Genomic DNA, 19,167 nt, shown 5'->3' with positions numbered 1-19,167 from the left:
ATTACAGAGTTCGCTGAACTTCAACGGTGTCGAAGACCTCAATCTGGTCACCGACTTTAACGTCATTGTAGTTCTTCACGCCGATACCGCACTCCATGCCCTGACGCACTTCGTTCACAACATCCTTAAAGCGACGCAGGGATTCCAGCTCACCTTCGTAGATCACGATGTTGTCACGCAGTACACGGATACGCTTGTTACGGTACATAATGCCTTCAGTAACCATACAGCCGGCAACCGCACCGATCTTCGGCGAACGGAAGACGTCACGCACTTCAGCCACACCAACAATCTCTTCACGATATTCTGGAGAGAGCAGACCGCCCATCGCCTGTTTCACATCGTCAATGATGTCGTAGATAACGCTGTAGTAGCGCAACTCGATCTCTTCACGCTCGATAACAACCTTCGCCTGTGAATCAGCACGTACGTTGAAACCGATCATGATGGCAGAAGATGCCAGTGCCAGGTTGGCATCGGTTTCGGCGATACCACCCACACCGGAAGACACGATGTTTACCTTCACTTCTTCGGTAGACAGATCTTCCAGCGCCGTGCTCAGTGCTTCCAGGGAACCACGCACGTCGGCTTTCAGGATGATATTCAGAGACTTCACGTCGCCAGCCTGCATATTGGCGAACAGGTTCTCCAGTTTAGCCTGCTGCTGACGTGCCAGCTTAACTTCACGGTATTTACCCTGACGGAACAGCGCAACTTCACGCGCCTTCTTCTCGTTGGATACCATAGTGAACTCATCACCCGCTGAAGGCGTACCATCCAGACCCAGGATCTCAACAGGAATCGCAGGACCGGCTTCATCAACCGGTTTACCATTCTCGTCCAGCATCGCACGGATACGACCGTAATGCAGACCAGCCAGGACGATATCGCCCTTACGCAGGGTACCGCTCTGTACCAGCAGGGTTGCTACCGGGCCACGACCTTTATCCAGGCGGGACTCAACTACAACACCCTGTCCCGGCGCGTCATTTACGGCCGTCAGTTCAAGGATCTCAGCCTGCAGCAATACCGCTTCCAGCAGCGCATCAACACCTTCACCTGTCTTAGCAGACACATGTACAAACTGAACGTCACCGCCCCACTCTTCAGGGATAACGTCACGCTGAGCCAGTTCGTTTTTCACACGATCCGGATCGGCTTCTTCTTTATCGACTTTGTTGACCGCGATAACCAGAGGAACGCCCGCAGCTTTCGCATGCTGTACCGCTTCCTCAGTCTGAGGCATAACACCATCGTCGGCAGCAACGACCAGGATGACGATATCAGTCAGCTTGGCACCACGTGCACGCATCGCAGTAAAGGCCGCGTGTCCCGGAGTATCCAGGAAGGTAACCATGCCGTTATCAGTCTCTACGTGGTAGGCACCGATATGCTGGGTAATACCACCGGACTCTCCGGCAGCTACACGGGTACGACGAATGTAATCCAGCAGGGAGGTCTTACCGTGGTCAACGTGGCCCATGACGGTCACGATCGGTGCACGGGAGATCTGCTCACCTTCCGCCTGGTGCATAGATTCGATCAGCGCCTCTTCCACTGCATTTTCCTGCAGCGCCTTCGGCTTATGACCCATCTCTTCGACCAGCAGGATAGCGGTGTCCTGATCAATCACCTGGTTGATGGTCGCCATCGCGCCCATCTTAAACATCACCTTGATGACTTCAGCAGCTTTGACGGACATCTTCTTCGCCAGCTCTGCTACGGTGATGCTCTCAGGGATAGAAACTTCATGCACGATTGGTGCAGTAGGCTCTTTAAAGCCATGCTCACCCGTGTGGTGCTGTGGACGTGAGTTACCACGTGCGTTCTTGTTACGGCTCAGCTTACCACCACGACGGTTGCGATCATCACCTGGCTTACCGCCACGGGCGTTACGATCATTGCGACCCTTGTTACCGCGCGCAGGCTGTTTAGGCGCATCACGGAACTGTTTAGGGGCAGCTTCTTTCGCTGGCGCGGCAGCGGCTGGTTTCGGCTGTGGTTTCGCAGCTGCCGGTTTCTTATTGCTGGCTTCCGCCTGTGCAGCTTTAGCCGCTGCATTAGCTTGTTCCTGCTTCCGGCGCTCTTCTTCCTGCTTAGCTTTCTCTTGCTCTGCGGCCAAACGACGCTCCTCTTCGATACGACGTTCCTCCTCTTCACGGCGCTGTTGCTCTTCGCGTTCTGCCTGCAGTTTAGCCTGCTCGGCAGCTTGCTGATCTTCTGCAGCATCGCGTTTCACATAAGTACGTGTCTTACGTACTTCAACGTTCACCGTTTTTTTCTTGCCGGAAGCGCCTGACACTTTCAGCTGGGAGGTTGTTTTACGTTTAAGCGTAATCTTTTTCGGTTCACCTTCGTCGGAAGCTTCACCGTGACTACGCTTCAAAAATGCGAGAAGGGCCTGGCGTTCATTTTCAGAAACACCTGACTCCTCATTTTTACCATTGATACCCGCTTCCTGCATCTGCGTGAGCAAACGCTCAACGGAAACACCAACCACGTCGGCAAGCTGTTTTACTGTGACTTCTGCCATTTTGGTTCTCCTCTCCGTTGGCCCCACTTACACCTGTTCGTCGAACCAAGGTGCCCGCGCGGTCATGATTAGCTGAGCTGCCTTGTCTTCATCCAGCCCTTCAACATCCAGCAGATCGTCTACGGACTGCTCAGCCAGATCTTCCATGGTTACGATGCCCTTCGCCGCTAGCAGGAAGGCAAGATGGCGGTCCATACCATCCATATTCAGCAGGTCATCTGCCGGTTCTGCCTTATCCAACTGCTCTTCACTGGCAATTGCCAGGTTCAGCAGTGCGTCTTTAGCTCGTTTACGCAGCTCTTCTACAATCTCTTCATCGAATCCATCGATTTCGAGCATTTCATCCTGTGGAACGTAAGCCACTTCTTCCAGAGTAGTGAAGCCTTCTTCCAGCAGAACATCGGCAACATCTTCATCAATATCAAGATGTTCAATAAACTTGTCACGTACAGAACCCTGTTCTGAACGCTGTTTCTCGGCAACGTCATCTTCCGTCATAACGTTCAGGTCCCAGCCGGTCAATTCAGTCGCCAGGCGAACATTCTGTCCCCCACGACCAATCGCCATCGCCAGACCTTCTTCGGCAACGGCCACGTCCATCGAATGCGTTTCTTCATCGATGATGATGGCGGCTACTTCTGCCGGAGCCATACCGTTGATCACCAGCTGAGCCGGGTTATCATCCCACAGCACGATATCTACGCGCTCACCGCCCAGTTCATTGGAAACCGCCTGTACGCGTGATCCACGCATACCAACACAGGCACCAACAGGATCGATACGACCATCGTTTGTTTTAACGGCAATCTTGGCACGGGAGCCCGGGTCACGCGCTGCGGCACGGATCTCGATCACCTCTTCGGCAATCTCAGGAACTTCGATGCGGAAAAGCTCGATCAGCATGGCATTACAGGAACGACTCAGTACCAGCTGCGGGCCGCGACCTTCTGCACGCACCTCTTCGAGGATTGCACGTACACGATCACCCATACGGAAGGTTTCGCGCTGGATCAGGCAATCGCGAGGCAGCACGGCTTCAGCGTTGTTACCCAGATCTACGATAATGTTATCGCGTGTCACCTTCTTGACAGTACCGGAGATCAGTTCACCCTGACGGTCACGATACTGCTCAACAACTTTAGCGCGTTCGGCTTCTCGAACCTTCTGTACGATAACCTGTTTCGCAGTCTGTGCGGCGATACGGCCAAACTTTACAGATTCGATCTTTTCTTCCCAGACATCGCCCGGTACAAGCTTCAGATCTTTCTCGTGAGCTTCTTCCAGCGTCAGCTCGGTGCCCAACAGAGGCACAACTTCATTGCTGACAACATCCCAGCTACGATAAGTTTCGTAATCCCCGGTTACGCGGTCAATTTCCACCCGAACTTCAGAGTCTTCGTCGAAACGCTTTTTAGTTGCAGTTGCCAAAGCGACTTCGATCGCTTCGAAGATTACTTCTTTAGGTACTTCTTTTTCGTTAGATACTGCTTCTGCAACCAACAGAATTTCTTTATTCATGCCTTTGCCTCGCCCTATAGCCCGAACCCGCGTTAGAACCGGGGGATCACATTTGCGCGATCGATATAATCAATCGGCAGCAGATATTCTTCGTCACCAACCACCAGCAACACGTCATCATTTTCCATGCCATTCAGCACACCTTTGAACTTACGTTTCCCTTCATAAGGGATGCGCAGACGCAGCTGTACCTGATGACCGGCATATGCCTGAAACTGTTCCGGAGTAAAAAGTGGTCGATCCATGCCCGGAGAAGACACCTCCAGGGTATAGTGCCCTGAGATAGGGTCTTCCACATCAAGCACACCACTGACCTGATGGCTCACTTTGGCGCAATCGTCCACAGTGACACCATTCTCAGAGTCTATATAGATTCGTAAGGTACTGTTTTGACCCTGGGATGCAAACTCAAGACCCCACAACTGATATCCCAACGCCTCAACGCCGGGCTCAATCAACTCTTGCAGCAGCTTCAGCTTTGCCGACACGGAAGACCTCTCTGGTGGTATACAAACAAAAAATGGGTCTAAAGACCCATTTCCAATTCATCATATGCCCGCTGAGGGACACCTACGAAAAAGCCCCATATAGGGGCTCTAACGTACGAATAAGATTGGTAGCGGGGGCTGGATTTGAACCAACGACCTTCGGGTTATGAGCCCGACGAGCTACCAGACTGCTCCACCCCGCATCAGAAACTGGCACGTATATTACACGTACCGCCTTGAAAATTCAAGACATATGGTGCCCAAGGCCGGACTCGAACCGGCACGTCCTAGGGACACTACCCCCTCAAGATAGCGTGTCTACCAATTCCACCACTTGGGCATTTGACATCAGCTTAGTCAGCCGCCGGGATATCTGCATCTGTATTGCTTTCAGCTTCCTTAGAGGCTTCCAGCACAGGCAGTTCCGCTTCAGCTGCTTTGCTTTCAATTACCTCTGCGGCAGGAATACCTGCATCAGAGATAGATCCTGCTTTATCCTTTGCGAATATAGCAAGAAAAAAACTGGTAACGAACAGACCAACCGCAACGATACTGGTCAGACGCACCATAAAAGAGGTACTGCCAGTACTACCGAATACGGTTTGAGAAGCTCCTGCACCAAAAGAGGCGCCCGCTTCCGCACCTTTACCCTGCTGCATCAACACCAGACCAATGATCGCGGCGGCCAGCAGAACATGAATGACGAGAACCAGAGTTTCCATTCGTTAACCGTTTACTTATGCACCTGCCGCTGCGCGGCAGATAGCAATGAAATCGTTTGCTTTCAGAGAAGCACCACCAACAAGACCACCATCGACATCAGGTTGTGCAAACAGCTCTTCAGCGTTAGCAGCATTAACGCTACCACCGTAAAGCAAACGCAAACCTTCGGCAATCTCACTGCTATATTCGGCTACCACTGCACGCACTGCGGCGTGAACTTCCTGAGCCTGCTCGGGGGTTGCAGTTTTACCGGTTCCGATCGCCCATACTGGCTCGTAAGCCACTACCGCATTCAGAAATGATTCAACTCCCGCTTTATCCAGTACAGCTTTTAACTGACGGGACACCACCTCAAGCGTCTTGCCTGCTTCGCGTTCTTCAAGCGTCTCACCGATACACAACACCGGGATAACAGGCGATCCGGATACCGCAACAAACTTCTCTGCAACAGCCTGATCATCTTCCGCGAATAACGCGCGCCTCTCCGAATGCCCCAGGAGTACATAACGACACCCCAGATCACTCAGCATATCCACCGACACCTCACCTGTATAGGCACCAGATACGAACTGACTCACATTCTGTGCACCAAGTGCAATAGCGGAATCAGCAACAGCTTCTGCTGCCTGAGCCAGATACACGGCTGGAGGACATATAAAGACCTCAATGCCTGACTGAGCATCTTTTTCTGCAACAAACTGAGAAATAATCTCAGAAACGAACGCTTTATCGCCGTTCATTTTCCAGTTGCCAGCTACAATCGGTTTACGCATTGTGACCCCCTCTCGAAGAGGCGCAAATAGTAACTGGCTTATTATGCTTTTTCAAGCACTTGTAGTGCTTTTTCTACATCGGCTGCCAGCTGGGTGCAAAGCTGCTTAACCTCAGCGGCATCTTCACCTTCAATCATCACCCTGACAACCGGCTCGGTACCTGATGGACGCAACAATACACGCCCGCGAGAGCCCAGTACGGCTTCTGTCGTTGCCACTGCATCCTGTACTTCCGGCATGGCCGCCACGTCGACCTTTTCGGCCATGCGCACGTTGATCATAGTCTGAGGCATTTTGTTCATCCCCAGTTTCAGCTCGTTCAGGCTTTTACCAGTCTCAATCATGGCGGCAAGCACCTGGAGCGCAGCCACAGTCCCATCCCCCGTTGAAGTTACATCACGACAAACCAGGTGACCTGAGGACTCGCCTCCAAGCAGCCAGTCACGCGCCGCCAGCTGTTCCATCACGTAGCGATCGCCGACTTTGGCCCGGACGAATGGCACTCCATCCCTTTCCAGCGCCTGTTCCAGGCCGAAATTAGACATTAGCGTTCCTACGACGCCACCCTCGAGGTTACCATTCTGGCGTAAGTGCGAAGCGATAATATAAAGCAGCTCATCGCCGTCGACTTCTTCACCTTTGTGATCGACCATAATGACACGATCACCGTCACCATCCAGCGCGATACCCAGATCTGCCTGATCAGCGACTACAACTTTCTGCAGCTTAGCGGTTGCAGTCGCACCGCATTCATCATTGATATTCAGCCCGTCCGGGGAAGATGCAATTTCATGCACGTCTGCCCCCAGCTCGGAAAAGACCTTGGGTGAAACGTGATAGGTCGCACCGTTGGCACAATCCAAAACGATCTTCAGTCCTTGCAGGCCCCGCCCCCCCAGTGTCGCCTTACAGAACTCGATATAACGACCCGGGGCATCATCGATGCGCCTGGCCTTACCCAGTAATTCCGGATCCACGGTCGTCATCGCCAGATCCATCTGAGCTTCAATCGCCTGCTCGACATCGTCCGGCAGCTTGGTACCTTCTGCAGAGAAGAACTTAATGCCATTATCATAATGAGGATTATGGGAAGCGCTGATGACAATACCAGCCGAGGCGCGGAAGGTGCGGGTCAGATAGGCGATGGCCGGAGTTGGCATTGGCCCCGTCAGCAGCACATCAACACCGGCAGCAGACAGCCCCGCCTCCAGGGCTGACTCAAACATATACCCGGAGATGCGCGTATCCTTGCCAATCAGTATTTTTGTGCGGCCTTCCCGGGCGAAAACCTTACCCGCAGCCCAGCCCAGTTTAAGTACAAAGTCAGGAGTGACCGGAAACTGGCCAACTTTTCCCCGAATACCATCAGTCCCAAAATAACGGCGTGTCATTCACTCTCTCCAAAACACTCTTCACGAACAGCTGCAGTCATCCTAACCACATCAGCGGTCGCTGCAACATCATGTACTCTTAAAATCTGTGCGCCCTGCATCACTGCCACTGCGACGGTAGCAAGGCTTCCATATAAACGCTGATCTACTTCTTTGCCCAGCACCTGCCCCACCATGCTCTTGCGTGAGGTACCAATCAACAGCGGCGCCCCGAGACGATGGAAGCGTTCGAGATTGTTCAGCAAACGGAGGTTATGATTCAGTGTTTTACCAAAGCCAAACCCCGGGTCCAGCAGCAATCGGTCTCGACTGATGCCAACCCCCTCACAAGCATCGATCCGCTGTTGCAGAAATTTTGCCACCGCCTCAAGCACATCGTCATATTCAGGGGCATTCTGCATCGTTGCCGGACTGCCCTGCATATGCATGACGCACACAGGCAGCCCGGTGGCAGCCGCAGCATCCAGCGCACCGGGACGTCCCAGGGCCCGGACATCATTAAGGATACCGGCGCCCAGACCCCCGGCCTCTACCATCAGTTCCGGCGAGCTGGTATCCACTGAGATAATAGCATCAACCTCATGACTGATTCGCTCTACCAACGGCAGAACACGATCCATCTCCTGTTGCAATGATACCGGTTCAGCACCCGGACGGGTTGATTCCCCGCCAATATCTATAATGGATGCGCCCTCGGCCACCATTTCAGCGGCACGCCGCACCGCCGCATCAGTACTTAAGCGGCGGTCCTGATACAGTTGCCCGCCATCAGAGAAGGAGTCAGGGGTTACGTTAAGGATCCCCATCACCTGGGGCACGCTCAGGTCCAGCGTACGCGCGCCACATTGCAGGATTCGGTTCATCTCTTTTCTCCAGACATAAAAAAGGCCAACCGAAGTCAGCCTTTCAGATAACTAAATCAATTAATGGATATTCTGATCCGGCGAAGGCGGTACATCAGGATCCACCCCGTCATCAGACGGTTTATCATCCTTTGCGCTCTCTGCACCATCATCAGGTGCATCGCTGTTACGCTGGTCATCATCACTCCAGCCCGCAGGGGCTGAAACAGGCTCACGCTTCATCAGCTGATCTATCTGCCCGGCATCGATAGTTTCATACTTCATCAGCGCCTGGCACATGCTTTCCAGAATATCGCGATTATCTTCCAGCAGCTGCGCTGCTTTAGAGTAGCAATCATTGATAATGCCACGCACCACATCATCGATGCGGCGCTGAGTATCTTCAGACATCGGTTTGGCAGACTGACCATAACCACGGTTAAACGGATCCTGCTCTTCGTCGTCGTAAAGCAGAGGGCCCAGCTCTTCGCTCAGACCCCACTTGGTCACCATATTACGTGCCAGCATCGTCGCCCGCTGAATATCGTTGGATGCACCTGTCGTGACCCCCTCTTTCCCCAACGTCATCTCCTCAGCGATACGACCACCGTATAGCGAGCAGATATTAGAGATGATGGATTCACGGCTATGGCTGTAGCGATCTTCTTCCGGCAGGAACATAGTGACACCCAGCGCACGTCCACGCGGAATAATCGATACCTTATACACCGGATCATGTTTTGGCATCAGGCGACCAACGATCGCATGACCTGCTTCGTGATAAGCCGTATTCAGACGCTCATCGTAAGACATCACCATCGACTTACGCTCAGCGCCCATCATGATTTTATCTTTGGCTTTTTCGAACTGATCCATACCTACGGTACGTTTACTGGCCCGGGCCGCAAACAACGCAGCTTCGTTAACCAGGTTTGCCAGATCAGCACCGGAGAAGCCCGGGGTACCACGCGCAATCAGCTCAGGCTTTACATCTTCACCCAGCGGTACCTTGCGCATATGTACTTTCAGAATCTGTTCACGACCACGAATATCCGGCAGGCCTACATTGACCTGACGGTCAAAACGGCCTGGACGCAACAGTGCGGGATCCAGTACGTCAGGACGGTTAGTCGCTGCGATTACGATGATACCTTCGGTACCTTCAAAGCCGTCCATCTCAACCAGCAGCTGGTTCAGGGTCTGCTCACGCTCATCGTTACCACCACCAAGACCAACACCACGATGACGGCCGACGGCATCAATCTCATCGATAAAGATGATGCAAGGTGCGTTTTTCTTCGCCTGCTCAAACATATCGCGAACACGGGAAGCACCTACGCCGACGAACATCTCTACGAAGTCAGAACCGGAAATACTAAAGAACGGCACTTTGGCCTCACCGGCGATTGCTTTTGCCAGCAGGGTTTTACCGGTACCCGGATTACCGGACATTAGTACGCCGCGCGGGATATGCCCACCCAGGCGCTGGAAACGTCCCGGATCGCGCAGATAATCAACCAGTTCTTTGACTTCTTCTTTGGCCTCTTCACAGCCAGCCACATCGTCAAAGGTGGTTTTGATCTGGTCCTCTCCCATCATCCGTGCTTTGGACTTACCAAAGGACATCGGCCCCTTGCCGCCACCGCCGCCCTGCATCTGACGCATAAACAGCATAAAGACAGCAATAATAACCAGGATAGGGAACGAAGCGACCAGCAGCTGCGACCAGATACTTTGCTGTTCCGGCTGCTTACCCACAATCTGGACGTTATGGCTGATCAGGTCATCAACCAGCTTAGGATCCTGCAATGCAGGACGGACGGTCTTAAACGTCTCCCCATTGGAACGGGTGCCTTCAATGGTATAGCCATCAATCACCACTTTAGAAACGCGGTCAGCCTGTACCTCGGCAACAAAATCAGAATAATTCAGTCCGCGGGGGTCAGTTTCAGCACTGAAGTTGTTGAATACCGTCAACAACACTGCTGCAATCACCAGCCACAGGACAAGGTTTTTAGCCATATCGTTCAATGGATCGTCCTCAACTCAACCATAACGCCTAAATGTGCGTTCACACTATAACAGTTATATCAGCATTATTACGAATTAGCCTCTCCGCAGGCGATCAGACAACCACCACCCGAGAAACTCCCTGACGTTTATACGCCTTTAAATCCTTTCCCAAGAAGATACACTTCACGGGACCGTGCCCGGGATGCGTCCGGTTTCCGGGTAATCACTTTGTCGAAACTGCCTCGCATATCGCGCACATAGTCATCAAAGCCCTCGCCTTGAAACACTTTGGCCAGGAAACTACCTCCAGGTTTAAGCACTTCACGCGCCATATCCAGTGCCAGTTCCACCAGATACATAGCCGCAGGCTGATCTACACCGCTGTTACCACTCATATTGGGGGCCATATCGGAAATTACAAGGTCAGCCGGTTCATCACCCAGCGCCTGAAGCACGCGGTTAAGCACTTCTTCTTCGGTAAAGTCCCCCTGAACAAACTCGACACCGGGCAGCGGATCCATCGGCAGGATATCGGATGCAACCACACGACCGGAATCTCCCACCAGTTCAGCCGCAATTTGCGACCAGCCACCCGGCGCAGCGCCGAGATCGCATACAGTCATCCCCTGACGGAATAACTTATCCTTGTCATTCAGCTCCAGCAGCTTGTAACTCGCACGGGAGCGATAGCCATCTTCTTTGGACCTTTTGACGTACTGATCGTCAAAATGTTCCTTCATCCACCGACCACTGCTTTTTGATTTTGCCACTTTAAAACCTCGGGAACGCGGCGACTATTCGCCGGCTATGACACTGAACGACGTCTACTAAGACGCAGGTAACTCAGGTAAAATCAGCTAATATCTAACTGGAATATTCCACTCCAAACACTGAGGCACCGTATTTTAGTATGAGCTTGACGCCTGAGCAAAAGAAGCACTATCGCACGATCGGCCACAAACTGAACCCGATCCTGATGATCGCCGGTAAAGGGCTGACCGAGAACATCCAGCTGGAAGCTGATCGCATGCTGGAAGATCACGAGCTGATCAAGATCAAGCTGGCTGTTGGCGATCGCGAAGTCAAAAAAGCGATCACCCGTGAACTGTGCGAGATCGTCGAAGCAGAACTGGTGCAGGAAATTGGCAATGTTGCCCTGCTCTATCGCAAGTCAACAAACCCGGATCCGAAACTGTCCAACCTGCTGCGTCAGGCGCACAGCTAAGGTTCTGCCAGACTACTTGTACGCTGGTTTCACTTCAGTCTGAAACCATATACAGACACTAAAAAGGGTGCCCTCGGCACCCTTTTTATTTCCCCGCAAGACAATCAGACGTGCATCACCTGATCAATCTCATATTCAATGATGCCGCCCGGAGCCTGAACACCCACGATATCACCTTCCTCTTTCCCCACTAATGCGCGGGCAATCGGCGAATTGACGGAGATCTTACCGGCTTTGATATCAGCTTCATCGTCACCGACGATCTGGTAGCGCTTCTCTTCATCGGTATCGATGTTAATAATCGCCACTGTAGTACCAAAGATCACCTTACCGGTATGCGGAATGGCAGTGACATCAATCACCTGACAGTTCCCCAGCTTGCCTTCCAGCTCCTGGATACGGCCTTCGATAAAGCCCTGCTGCTCACGTGCAGCATGGTACTCCGCATTCTCCTTCAGGTCGCCGTGCTCGCGCGCGGTGGCAATATCCTGAATTACACGCGGACGATCAACCGTTTTCAGCTGATCCAGTTCAACGCGCAGGGCTTTTTCACCCTGCACGGTCATTGGCACACGATTCATGCTCTTTCACCCTGATGAATATCCTGCAGGCGACGCACTTCACGCTCTTCACCATACTGCAGCGCCATCGTTGTCGCTACGGCACCCGCCAGCGTAGTGGTATAAGGCACTTTGTGCTGCAAGGCACTGCGACGGATCTCCGCAGAGTCAGCCGTTGCTTTACGCCCTTCGGTAGTATTGATCACATAGGCGATCTCGTCGTTCTTAATCATATCAATGATATTCGGACGACCTTCCATCACCTTGTTAACCAGCTCGGTTTCCAGACCATTATCACTCAGCAGTTTTGCCGTACCGCGGGTCGCGATCAGCGTGAAACCAAGCTCGGCCAGATCCTTAGCAACCTGAATAACGCCATCTTTATCCACATCACGTACGGAGATAAAGGCACGACCTGGCTCAGGCATCTTCTCGCCAGCACCGATCTGAGCCTTCATAAAGGCTTCGCCAAAGGTCTCACCGGTTCCCATGACTTCACCGGTAGACTTCATCTCCGGAGACAGGATCGGATCGACGCCCTGGAACTTGTTGAACGGGAATACAGCTTCCTTCACGTTAAACAGCTCAGGCACAATCTCCTCGGTGAAACCCAGCTCTTTCAGGGTCTTCCCTGTCATCACCTGAGCACCGATCTTAGCCAGGGACACGCCGATACACTTGGAGACAAACGGCACGGTTCGGGAGGCGCGCGGGTTAACCTCAATCACGTAGATCTCGCCATCCTGATAGGCCAGCTGCGTGTTCATCAGGCCGACAACACCCAGTTCAAGCGCCATCTTCTTCACCTGCTCACGCATCTCATCCTGCACATCGGCTGGAATGCTATACGGAGGGAATGAACATGCAGAGTCACCGGAGTGTACGCCAGCCTGCTCGATATGCTGCATGATGGCACCGATAACGACAGTCTCGCCGTCAGATACCGCATCAATATCGATCTCTACCGCCGCATTCAGGAAGTGATCCAGCAGAACCGGCGCTTCATTCGACACCTGTACCGCTTCGTTCATATAACGACGCAGCTCATCTTCCTTGTAGACAATCTCCATAGCACGACCACCCAATACATAGGATGGACGTACAACCAGCGGATAGCCGATCTTCTCAGCAGCAATGATCGCTTCTTCCAGAGAACGCACGGTGGCGTTTTCTGGCTGTTTCAGACCCAGGCGCTTCAGCATCTGCTGGAACTGCTCACGGTCTTCGGCACGATCGATGGCTTCCGGTGGCGTACCGATAATAGGCACACCAGCCTGCTCCAGAGCAACTGCCAGTTTCAGTGGGGTCTGGCCGCCATACTGCACGATAACGCCCTTAGGCTGCTCGACATTAACAATCTCCAGCACATCTTCCAGCGTGATCGGCTCAAAGAACAGTCGGTCAGACGTGTCGTAGTCGGTGGAAACCGTTTCCGGGTTACAGTTAACCATGATGGTTTCGTAACCGTCTTCACGTGCCGCCAGTGCCGCATGTACGCAGCAGTAGTCAAACTCGATACCCTGACCGATACGGTTAGGACCGCCGCCGATCACCATGATCTTGTCACGCTCGGTAGTGTTCGCTTCGCACTCTTCCTCGTAGGTGGAGTACATGTAAGCGGTATCGGTGGAGAATTCAGCCGCACAGGTATCAACACGCTTATAAACCGGGCGCACGCCCAGTTTCTGACGCTGTTTGCGGAACTGTTTCTCGCTGACACCCAGCAGGGTCGCCAGACGGGCATCGGAGAAGCCTTTGCGCTTCAGACGATAGATAGCATCCTTATCCAGATCGGACAGCGCCATTTCAGTGATGCGCTGTTCATCTTTGATGATGTCTTCAATCTGAACCAGGAACCACGGATCGATGCCGCTGATCTCATACAGCTCTTCGACGCTCATACCCATGCGGAATGCATCGCCGACATACCAGATACGCTCTGCGCCCGGCTCTTTCATCTCACGGATGATAGTAGAACGGGCATCTTCGCTATCCAGGTCGACAATCGGGTCGAAACCGGTAGAACCCACCTCCAGACCGCGCAGCGCCTTATGCAGGGACTCCTGCTGTGTCCGGCCAATCGCCATCACCTCACCAACAGATTTCATCTGCGTGGTCAGACGGTCGTTTGCCTGCGGGAATTTCTCAAAGGTGAAACGAGGGATCTTGGTTACTACGTAGTCGATTGCTGGCTCGAAGGAAGCCGGAGTCGCGCCGCCGGTAATATCGTTCTGCAGCTCGTCGAGGGTATAGCCAATCGCCAGTTTCGCAGCCACTTTAGCAATCGGGAAGCCGGTTGCTTTGGATGCCAATGCAGAGGAACGGGATACACGCGGGTTCATCTCGATTACTACAACGCGCCCGGTTTCCGGATCTACACCGAACTGCACGTTAGAACCGCCGGTTTCCACACCGATCTCACGCAGTACCGCCAGGGATGCATCACGCATCAGCTGGTATTCTTTATCGGTCAGTGTCTGCGCCGGAGCAACGGTAATGGAATCACCAGTATGGACCCCCATGGCATCGAAGTTTTCGATCGAGCAAACGATGATGCAGTTGTCGTTCTTATCACGCACAACCTCCATCTCGTACTCTTTCCACCCGATCAGAGACTCATCGATCAGCAATTCGTTGGTCGGAGACAGGTCCAGACCACGTTCACAGATCTCCATGAACTCTTCTTTGTTATAAGCGATACCGCCGCCGGTACCCCCCATCGTGAAAGAAGGACGAATAATGCACGGAAAACCCAGCTGAGCCTGAACCTGCAGTGCTTCTTCCATGCTATGAGCGATGGCGGCACGCGGGCACTCCAGACCAATTTTCTTCATCGCTTTATCAAAGCGATCGCGGTCTTCGGCTTTATCGATAGTATCGGCATTCGCGCCAATCATCTCGACATTGAACTTTTCCAGAACGCCTTCGCGCTCCAGATCCAGTGCACAGTTCAGTGCTGTCTGACCACCCATGGTCGGCAGCAGCGCACAAGGGCGTTCTTTCTCAATGATTCGGGCAACCGTCTTCCAGTTGATCGGCTCGATGTAAGTCGCATCAGCCATGGCCGGATCGGTCATAATTGTGGCCGGGTTAGAGTTCACCAGGATAACGCGGTAACCCTCTTCACGCAGCGCTTTACACGCCTGCGCACCGGAATAGTCAAACTCACAGGCCTGGCCGATAACAATCGGGCCAGCGCCTAAAATCAAAATACTTTTTAAATCCGAACGTTTTGGCATCTGTATATACCGGTCGTAGCTGTATCGTTCTGTCTAAAAACCTGTCCGGAGGATCAGGCGTCTTTGTGCGCGGTCATCTGCTCGATAAATTTATCGAACAATGGAGCGACATCGCGCGGACCCGGGCTGGCTTCAGGGTGCCCCTGAAAGCTGAATGCCGCACGATCAGTACGCTCGATCCCCTGCAGGGAGCCATCGAACAGGGATTTATGGGTCGCACGAATATTCTCTGGCAGGGTATCTTCGTCTACCGCAAAGCCATGGTTCTGACTGGTAATCATCACCTGCTTGCCGTCAAGATCCTGAACCGGGTGGTTAGCACCGTGATGACCAAACTTCATCTTCACAGTCTGAGCACCAGAGGCCAGCGCCAGCAGCTGATGACCCAGGCAAATACCAAACACAGGGATATCGGTTTTCAGAATTTCCTGGATCGCATTGATCGCGTAATCACATGGCTCAGGATCACCCGGACCATTTGACAGGAAGACGCCATCAGGATTCAGGGCCAGTACTTCTGCGGCAGGAGTCTGAGCCGGCACAACAGTCAGTCGGCAACCACGCTCTACCAGCATGCGCAGGATGTTACGCTTAACACCGAAATCATAGGCAACGACGTGAAACGGCAATTCAGCCGCCGCCTTCTCGGCATGACCTTCACCCAGTACCCAGGTGCTGGATTTCCATTCGTATGCTGTGCTGACAGTGACTTCTTTCGCCAGATCCATACCTTTCAGGCCCGGGAAAGATTCAGCGGCGGTCAGAGCCTGCGCTTCATCAACATCACCGGCCATAATGCAACCGCTGAGCGACCCTTTCTCACGCAGAATCCGTGTCAGGCGCCGGGTATCGATATCAGCAATACCCACGATATTGTTAGCTTTCAGATACTGATCGAGCGACTGCTCAGAACGGAAGTTACTGGCAATCAATGGAAGATCACGAATAACGAGACCTGAAACCCAGGTCTTGGAGGATTCTTCATCCTCAGAATTGGTGCCAACGTTACCGATATGTGGATATGTCAAAGTAACAATTTGTTGACAGTAAGATGGATCAGTCAGGATTTCCTGATAACCGGTCATGGAAGTGTTAAATACCACTTCACCTGTGGACTGACCGTCTGCGCCAATGGCCACGCCTTTGAAAATACTACCATCTTCAAGGGCCAGAATGGCTGGTCTCGTCAAGTGAACCTCCCCCGCGTTGCGCGCTGCGAACTAGACAGAAATGAATCCGATACGTGTAAAAAAGCGAGGTAAAATCGAAATTTTACCTCGCTTTAAAAAATTCTGATGAGGCCTGCTCCCTTTTCTGCAGGCAAACCGGCGGTATTCTAGACAAATTATTCCTAAAGGTCTACCCCGTCAAAAAACTCACCCTTTTTTCCTAGATGTCATAAAAACGCAACAGAATAATCATTCAATATCGGCCGTCAAAATAGACATAAGAATATCTAACATTCATTCCCCAAGAATTCTATGCATTGCGGGCCGTCATGCTCCTGCAATCAACTAGGTCGATCATCCCACTCATACAGTGAAAGGACACCGTCATGAGAATTGCCCTCCTCACAAGGATCACCTCTCTCTGCCTGCTGGTCATTGTCGCAGTCCTTGCGGGCTCTATTATCTGGTCTCTGAACAAACTGGATCAGGCCTATACAGCTGCAGTGGAATATCAACAATATAAAGAGGAAACCCGGCGCGCGATTGAACTTCCGATCCAGCAGTACTTATTTACCGGCGATGCCACCCTGCTCTCGACAATCACCGAAAATATCGACCTGCAGCTCAGCCAGACCGGTAGCAGCGACATACTTCCGGCCGAGATCAAGCAGCGCGCCTCTGAGCAACTCAGCAATCTGAGAGACAACACCCTGCCGCAGCTACGTTCCGCCGGCAAACTCGCAGACCCTCAGGCCCTGCTGCAGAATAATGAACGGGAACTCATCGGTGATCTGATCGCCGTCCGGCGTTACATCAACAGCGCCACAGAAGGCAGACCATCACTGATCGCAAACTACCACACACTGGCCGAAGAGGTGGAAAGCAGCCTAGTCTACCTGATCCATAGTCGCCAGAGTTACTTCATCAACAATGACAATAGCACACTGAATTCCTTGCATCATTATCTGGAGAAGATGCAGGCAGCCGTCCACTCAATGAAATCACTGCCACCACTGGGTGTATTTCGTGATGAGGAGGAAACAGATAAGGACGATATCGGCAATCTGCTTGGCTGGGATCAGGAAGATGCAGACACTGAGCAGGAGGACATTGGCCCTGAGATAATCGCCAGCCTCCACTCACTGCTTCAGCGCTATCCGAAAGAGCTCAGCAATGCCCAGAAGTTTATCCAGCAAAAGCAGCAGGCAGAAGACAATGCCGAGACGGAAGTCATACAGTTGCAGCAGGCGTTAAGCCTATTGGAAGAAAGACTTGCCCAGCATTACCAACAGATCCAGCAGGGCGTCTATATTTTGCTGGCCATATGCCTCTGCCTGATCATCCTGGTTGCCGGCTTTATGACCCTTATCAAACACCACTTGTCATCCATTCTAGGACGCACCTGTGAATATGTTGACCAGTTGGCCAAGGGAGAGCTTACCTCCGAAATGCGCCTTGAAAGCAGAATTAAGGAAGTCACCAGCCTTAAAGACTCCATCAACAGCCTGCAGGAGTTTTTCTCTCATCTGCTGGAGAATATCGGATCTGAAACAGGCGCCTTGCTGAAGCTACAGGACGAAATGAACAACGGTGCACGCAATCTGCGCAATATTGTCAATGAACAGCAACAGGGAACCGAAGACAGTGCCGTCCGTATGAATCAGCTGACCGCATCCTATGTACAGGTTGCAGACAGCGCCTCATCAGCCAGCAATGCCACCCAGCGAGCGCAGAGCATCGGGCAGGAAGGAGCAGAACTTATGGCCGCCGCCAGCGGCATCGTCAGCAACCTGGCCCAAGATGTGGAGGCAACTTCATCAGCTCTGGAAACCCTTAAAGATGATGCCGCTTCCATTAAGAATGTACTGGCCGTGATTCAGGGCTTTGCTGAACAAACCAACCTGCTAGCGCTTAATGCAGCCATCGAGGCAGCCCGTGCCGGAGAAGCTGGCCGCGGCTTCGCCGTCGTGGCCGATGAAGTCAGAAACCTCGCCAGCAATACTGCTGCCTCAGCCGACCAGATCAAGAGCATCACCGATAAGCTGAACCTGGCGACAAACCAGGCCGTCGAGCGGATGCAGCAACAGAAGCAAACAGCCCACGCCACGGTTGAAACGGCAGAAAAAGCCAAACAGTCGATTGATCAGATCCAGCTTACAATCACCGAGATCCACGAGATGAATACTCTGATCGCCCAGACAACCGAAGAGCAATCTCAGGTCACAGCCGAAATCTCAGAACTGATGGCGAATAATACCAAACTGGCAGCCAGCTCATCCCAGGAAGCCCACAATAATCGGCGCTTTGCCAAAGAACTTGTGACTACCAGCAATAAGCTGGACTCGCTGGTTCAGCAGTTCCGCTAGATAACTCCGAGCAACTAAAAACGCCGCAATCTGCGGCGTTTTTAGTTGCCTTCCCTCCGCACTGTAAACTCCTCAGCCCGGTCACAGACGCAAAACCCATAATCCAATGACTAATGCTTGTACATCACAGGCTACGGGCTACCGAACGGCTGACGGGTGAGTAACGCGTAGAAATCTACCAGATAGTGAGGGATAACCAGTGGAAACGCTGGTTAATACCGCATAGGTCCACGGGAGAATAGGGGCCTCTTCTTGAAGGCTCTCGCTACGGGCTATGGGCTATGGGCTATGGGCTATGGGCTATGGGCTATGGGCTATGGGCTATGG

At 52.6% G+C, this 19,167-nt stretch carries 14 protein-coding genes and 2 tRNA genes; 2 read left to right on the top strand and 14 right to left on the bottom strand.

The window, feature by feature from the left end:
• Position 1: 1 nt before the first annotated feature.
• The 11 genes from infB to rlmE form a co-directional block, all read right to left on the bottom strand.
• Entirely contained in the window at positions 2–2,533 is a 2,532-nt protein-coding gene (infB, locus tag Q354_RS0114920; protein ID WP_027858309.1) for a translation initiation factor IF-2, read from the bottom strand.
• A 27-nt stretch (positions 2,534–2,560) separates the two neighbouring features.
• Positions 2,561–4,051: a transcription termination factor NusA gene (gene nusA / locus Q354_RS0114915; RefSeq protein ID WP_027858308.1), complete on the bottom strand. Its 1,491-nt coding sequence runs from the start codon at positions 4,049–4,051 to the stop codon at positions 2,561–2,563.
• Positions 4,052–4,083: 32 nt separating this feature from the next.
• Positions 4,084–4,539: a ribosome maturation factor RimP gene (gene rimP, locus Q354_RS0114910; RefSeq protein WP_027858307.1), complete on the bottom strand. Its 456-nt coding sequence runs from the start codon at positions 4,537–4,539 to the stop codon at positions 4,084–4,086.
• A gap of 126 nt (positions 4,540–4,665) precedes the next feature.
• Positions 4,666–4,742: transfer RNA gene (locus Q354_RS0114905), tRNA-Met, on the bottom strand.
• Between the two features lie 51 nt (positions 4,743–4,793).
• Positions 4,794–4,879: transfer RNA gene (locus Q354_RS0114900), tRNA-Leu, on the bottom strand.
• 13 nt (positions 4,880–4,892) lie between these two features.
• Positions 4,893–5,261 carry a preprotein translocase subunit SecG gene (gene secG, locus Q354_RS0114895; protein WP_027858306.1) on the bottom strand — a complete coding sequence of 123 codons (369 nt, stop codon included), beginning with the start codon at positions 5,259–5,261 and terminating at the stop codon, positions 4,893–4,895.
• A 15-nt stretch (positions 5,262–5,276) separates the two neighbouring features.
• Complete coding sequence (gene tpiA, locus Q354_RS0114890) at positions 5,277–6,035, bottom strand: triose-phosphate isomerase (protein ID WP_027858305.1); 759 nt, start codon at positions 6,033–6,035, stop codon at positions 5,277–5,279.
• A 41-nt stretch (positions 6,036–6,076) separates the two neighbouring features.
• Positions 6,077–7,426, bottom strand: coding sequence for a phosphoglucosamine mutase (gene glmM, locus Q354_RS0114885; RefSeq protein WP_027858304.1), 1,350 nt, complete (start codon positions 7,424–7,426; stop codon positions 6,077–6,079).
• Entirely contained in the window at positions 7,423–8,289 is an 867-nt protein-coding gene (gene folP / locus Q354_RS0114880) for a dihydropteroate synthase (RefSeq protein WP_036230068.1), read from the bottom strand. Before folP ends, glmM begins: the two co-directional genes overlap by 4 nt.
• Positions 8,290–8,349: 60 nt before the next feature.
• Positions 8,350–10,290: an ATP-dependent zinc metalloprotease FtsH gene (ftsH, locus tag Q354_RS25955; RefSeq protein WP_036230077.1), complete on the bottom strand. Its 1,941-nt coding sequence runs from the start codon at positions 10,288–10,290 to the stop codon at positions 8,350–8,352.
• A gap of 137 nt (positions 10,291–10,427) precedes the next feature.
• Positions 10,428–11,051, bottom strand: a complete 624-nt coding sequence (rlmE, locus tag Q354_RS0114870; RefSeq protein ID WP_027858302.1) for a 23S rRNA (uridine(2552)-2'-O)-methyltransferase RlmE — start codon at positions 11,049–11,051, stop codon at positions 10,428–10,430.
• A gap of 140 nt (positions 11,052–11,191) precedes the next feature.
• Here rlmE and Q354_RS0114865 point away from each other — a divergent pair, with 140 nt between their 5' ends.
• Positions 11,192–11,506, top strand: coding sequence for a YhbY family RNA-binding protein (locus Q354_RS0114865; protein ID WP_027858301.1), 315 nt, complete (start codon positions 11,192–11,194; stop codon positions 11,504–11,506).
• Positions 11,507–11,610: 104 nt separating this feature from the next.
• On the opposite strand, the gene greA is transcribed toward Q354_RS0114865, so the two are convergent.
• From greA to carA, 3 genes are read right to left on the bottom strand one after another with little or no spacing between them, the layout of a single operon-like run.
• Positions 11,611–12,087 carry a transcription elongation factor GreA gene (gene greA / locus Q354_RS0114860; RefSeq protein WP_027858300.1) on the bottom strand — a complete coding sequence of 159 codons (477 nt, stop codon included), beginning with the start codon at positions 12,085–12,087 and terminating at the stop codon, positions 11,611–11,613.
• Complete coding sequence (gene carB, locus Q354_RS0114855) at positions 12,084–15,305, bottom strand: carbamoyl-phosphate synthase large subunit (protein ID WP_027858299.1); 3,222 nt, start codon at positions 15,303–15,305, stop codon at positions 12,084–12,086. Before carB ends, greA begins: the two co-directional genes overlap by 4 nt.
• A gap of 53 nt (positions 15,306–15,358) precedes the next feature.
• Positions 15,359–16,495, bottom strand: a complete 1,137-nt coding sequence (gene carA, locus Q354_RS0114850; RefSeq protein ID WP_027858298.1) for a glutamine-hydrolyzing carbamoyl-phosphate synthase small subunit — start codon at positions 16,493–16,495, stop codon at positions 15,359–15,361.
• A 365-nt stretch (positions 16,496–16,860) separates the two neighbouring features.
• Here carA and Q354_RS0114845 point away from each other — a divergent pair, with 365 nt between their 5' ends.
• A complete protein-coding gene (locus Q354_RS0114845) occupies positions 16,861–18,840 on the top strand; it encodes a methyl-accepting chemotaxis protein (RefSeq protein WP_027858297.1) in 1,980 nt (659 codons plus the stop codon).
• Positions 18,841–19,167: the final 327 nt, after the last annotated feature.

The organism is Marinobacterium jannaschii DSM 6295 (genome assembly GCF_000620085.1).
GTDB lineage: Bacteria > Pseudomonadota > Gammaproteobacteria > Pseudomonadales > Balneatricaceae > Pontibacterium > Pontibacterium jannaschii.
The sequence above is the reverse complement of the archived record's forward strand: the minus strand, read 5'-3'. Positions and strand labels throughout refer to the sequence as shown.

Coding starts and splice junctions, on each gene's coding strand:
- greA (WP_027858300.1), bottom strand. CDS start 12,087: ATGAATCGTGTGCCAATGACCGTGCAGGGTGAAAAAGCCCTGCGCGTT.
- Q354_RS0114845 (WP_027858297.1), top strand. CDS start 16,861: ATGAGAATTGCCCTCCTCACAAGGATCACCTCTCTCTGCCTGCTGGTC.
- infB (WP_027858309.1), bottom strand. CDS start 2,533: ATGGCAGAAGTCACAGTAAAACAGCTTGCCGACGTGGTTGGTGTTTCC.
- folP (WP_036230068.1), bottom strand. CDS start 8,289: ATGAACCGAATCCTGCAATGTGGCGCGCGTACGCTGGACCTGAGCGTG.
- tpiA (WP_027858305.1), bottom strand. CDS start 6,035: ATGCGTAAACCGATTGTAGCTGGCAACTGGAAAATGAACGGCGATAAA.
- nusA (WP_027858308.1), bottom strand. CDS start 4,051: ATGAATAAAGAAATTCTGTTGGTTGCAGAAGCAGTATCTAACGAAAAA.
- secG (WP_027858306.1), bottom strand. CDS start 5,261: ATGGAAACTCTGGTTCTCGTCATTCATGTTCTGCTGGCCGCCGCGATC.
- carB (WP_027858299.1), bottom strand. CDS start 15,305: ATGCCAAAACGTTCGGATTTAAAAAGTATTTTGATTTTAGGCGCTGGC.
- Q354_RS0114865 (WP_027858301.1), top strand. CDS start 11,192: ATGAGCTTGACGCCTGAGCAAAAGAAGCACTATCGCACGATCGGCCAC.
- glmM (WP_027858304.1), bottom strand. CDS start 7,426: ATGACACGCCGTTATTTTGGGACTGATGGTATTCGGGGAAAAGTTGGC.
- ftsH (WP_036230077.1), bottom strand. CDS start 10,290: ATGGCTAAAAACCTTGTCCTGTGGCTGGTGATTGCAGCAGTGTTGTTG.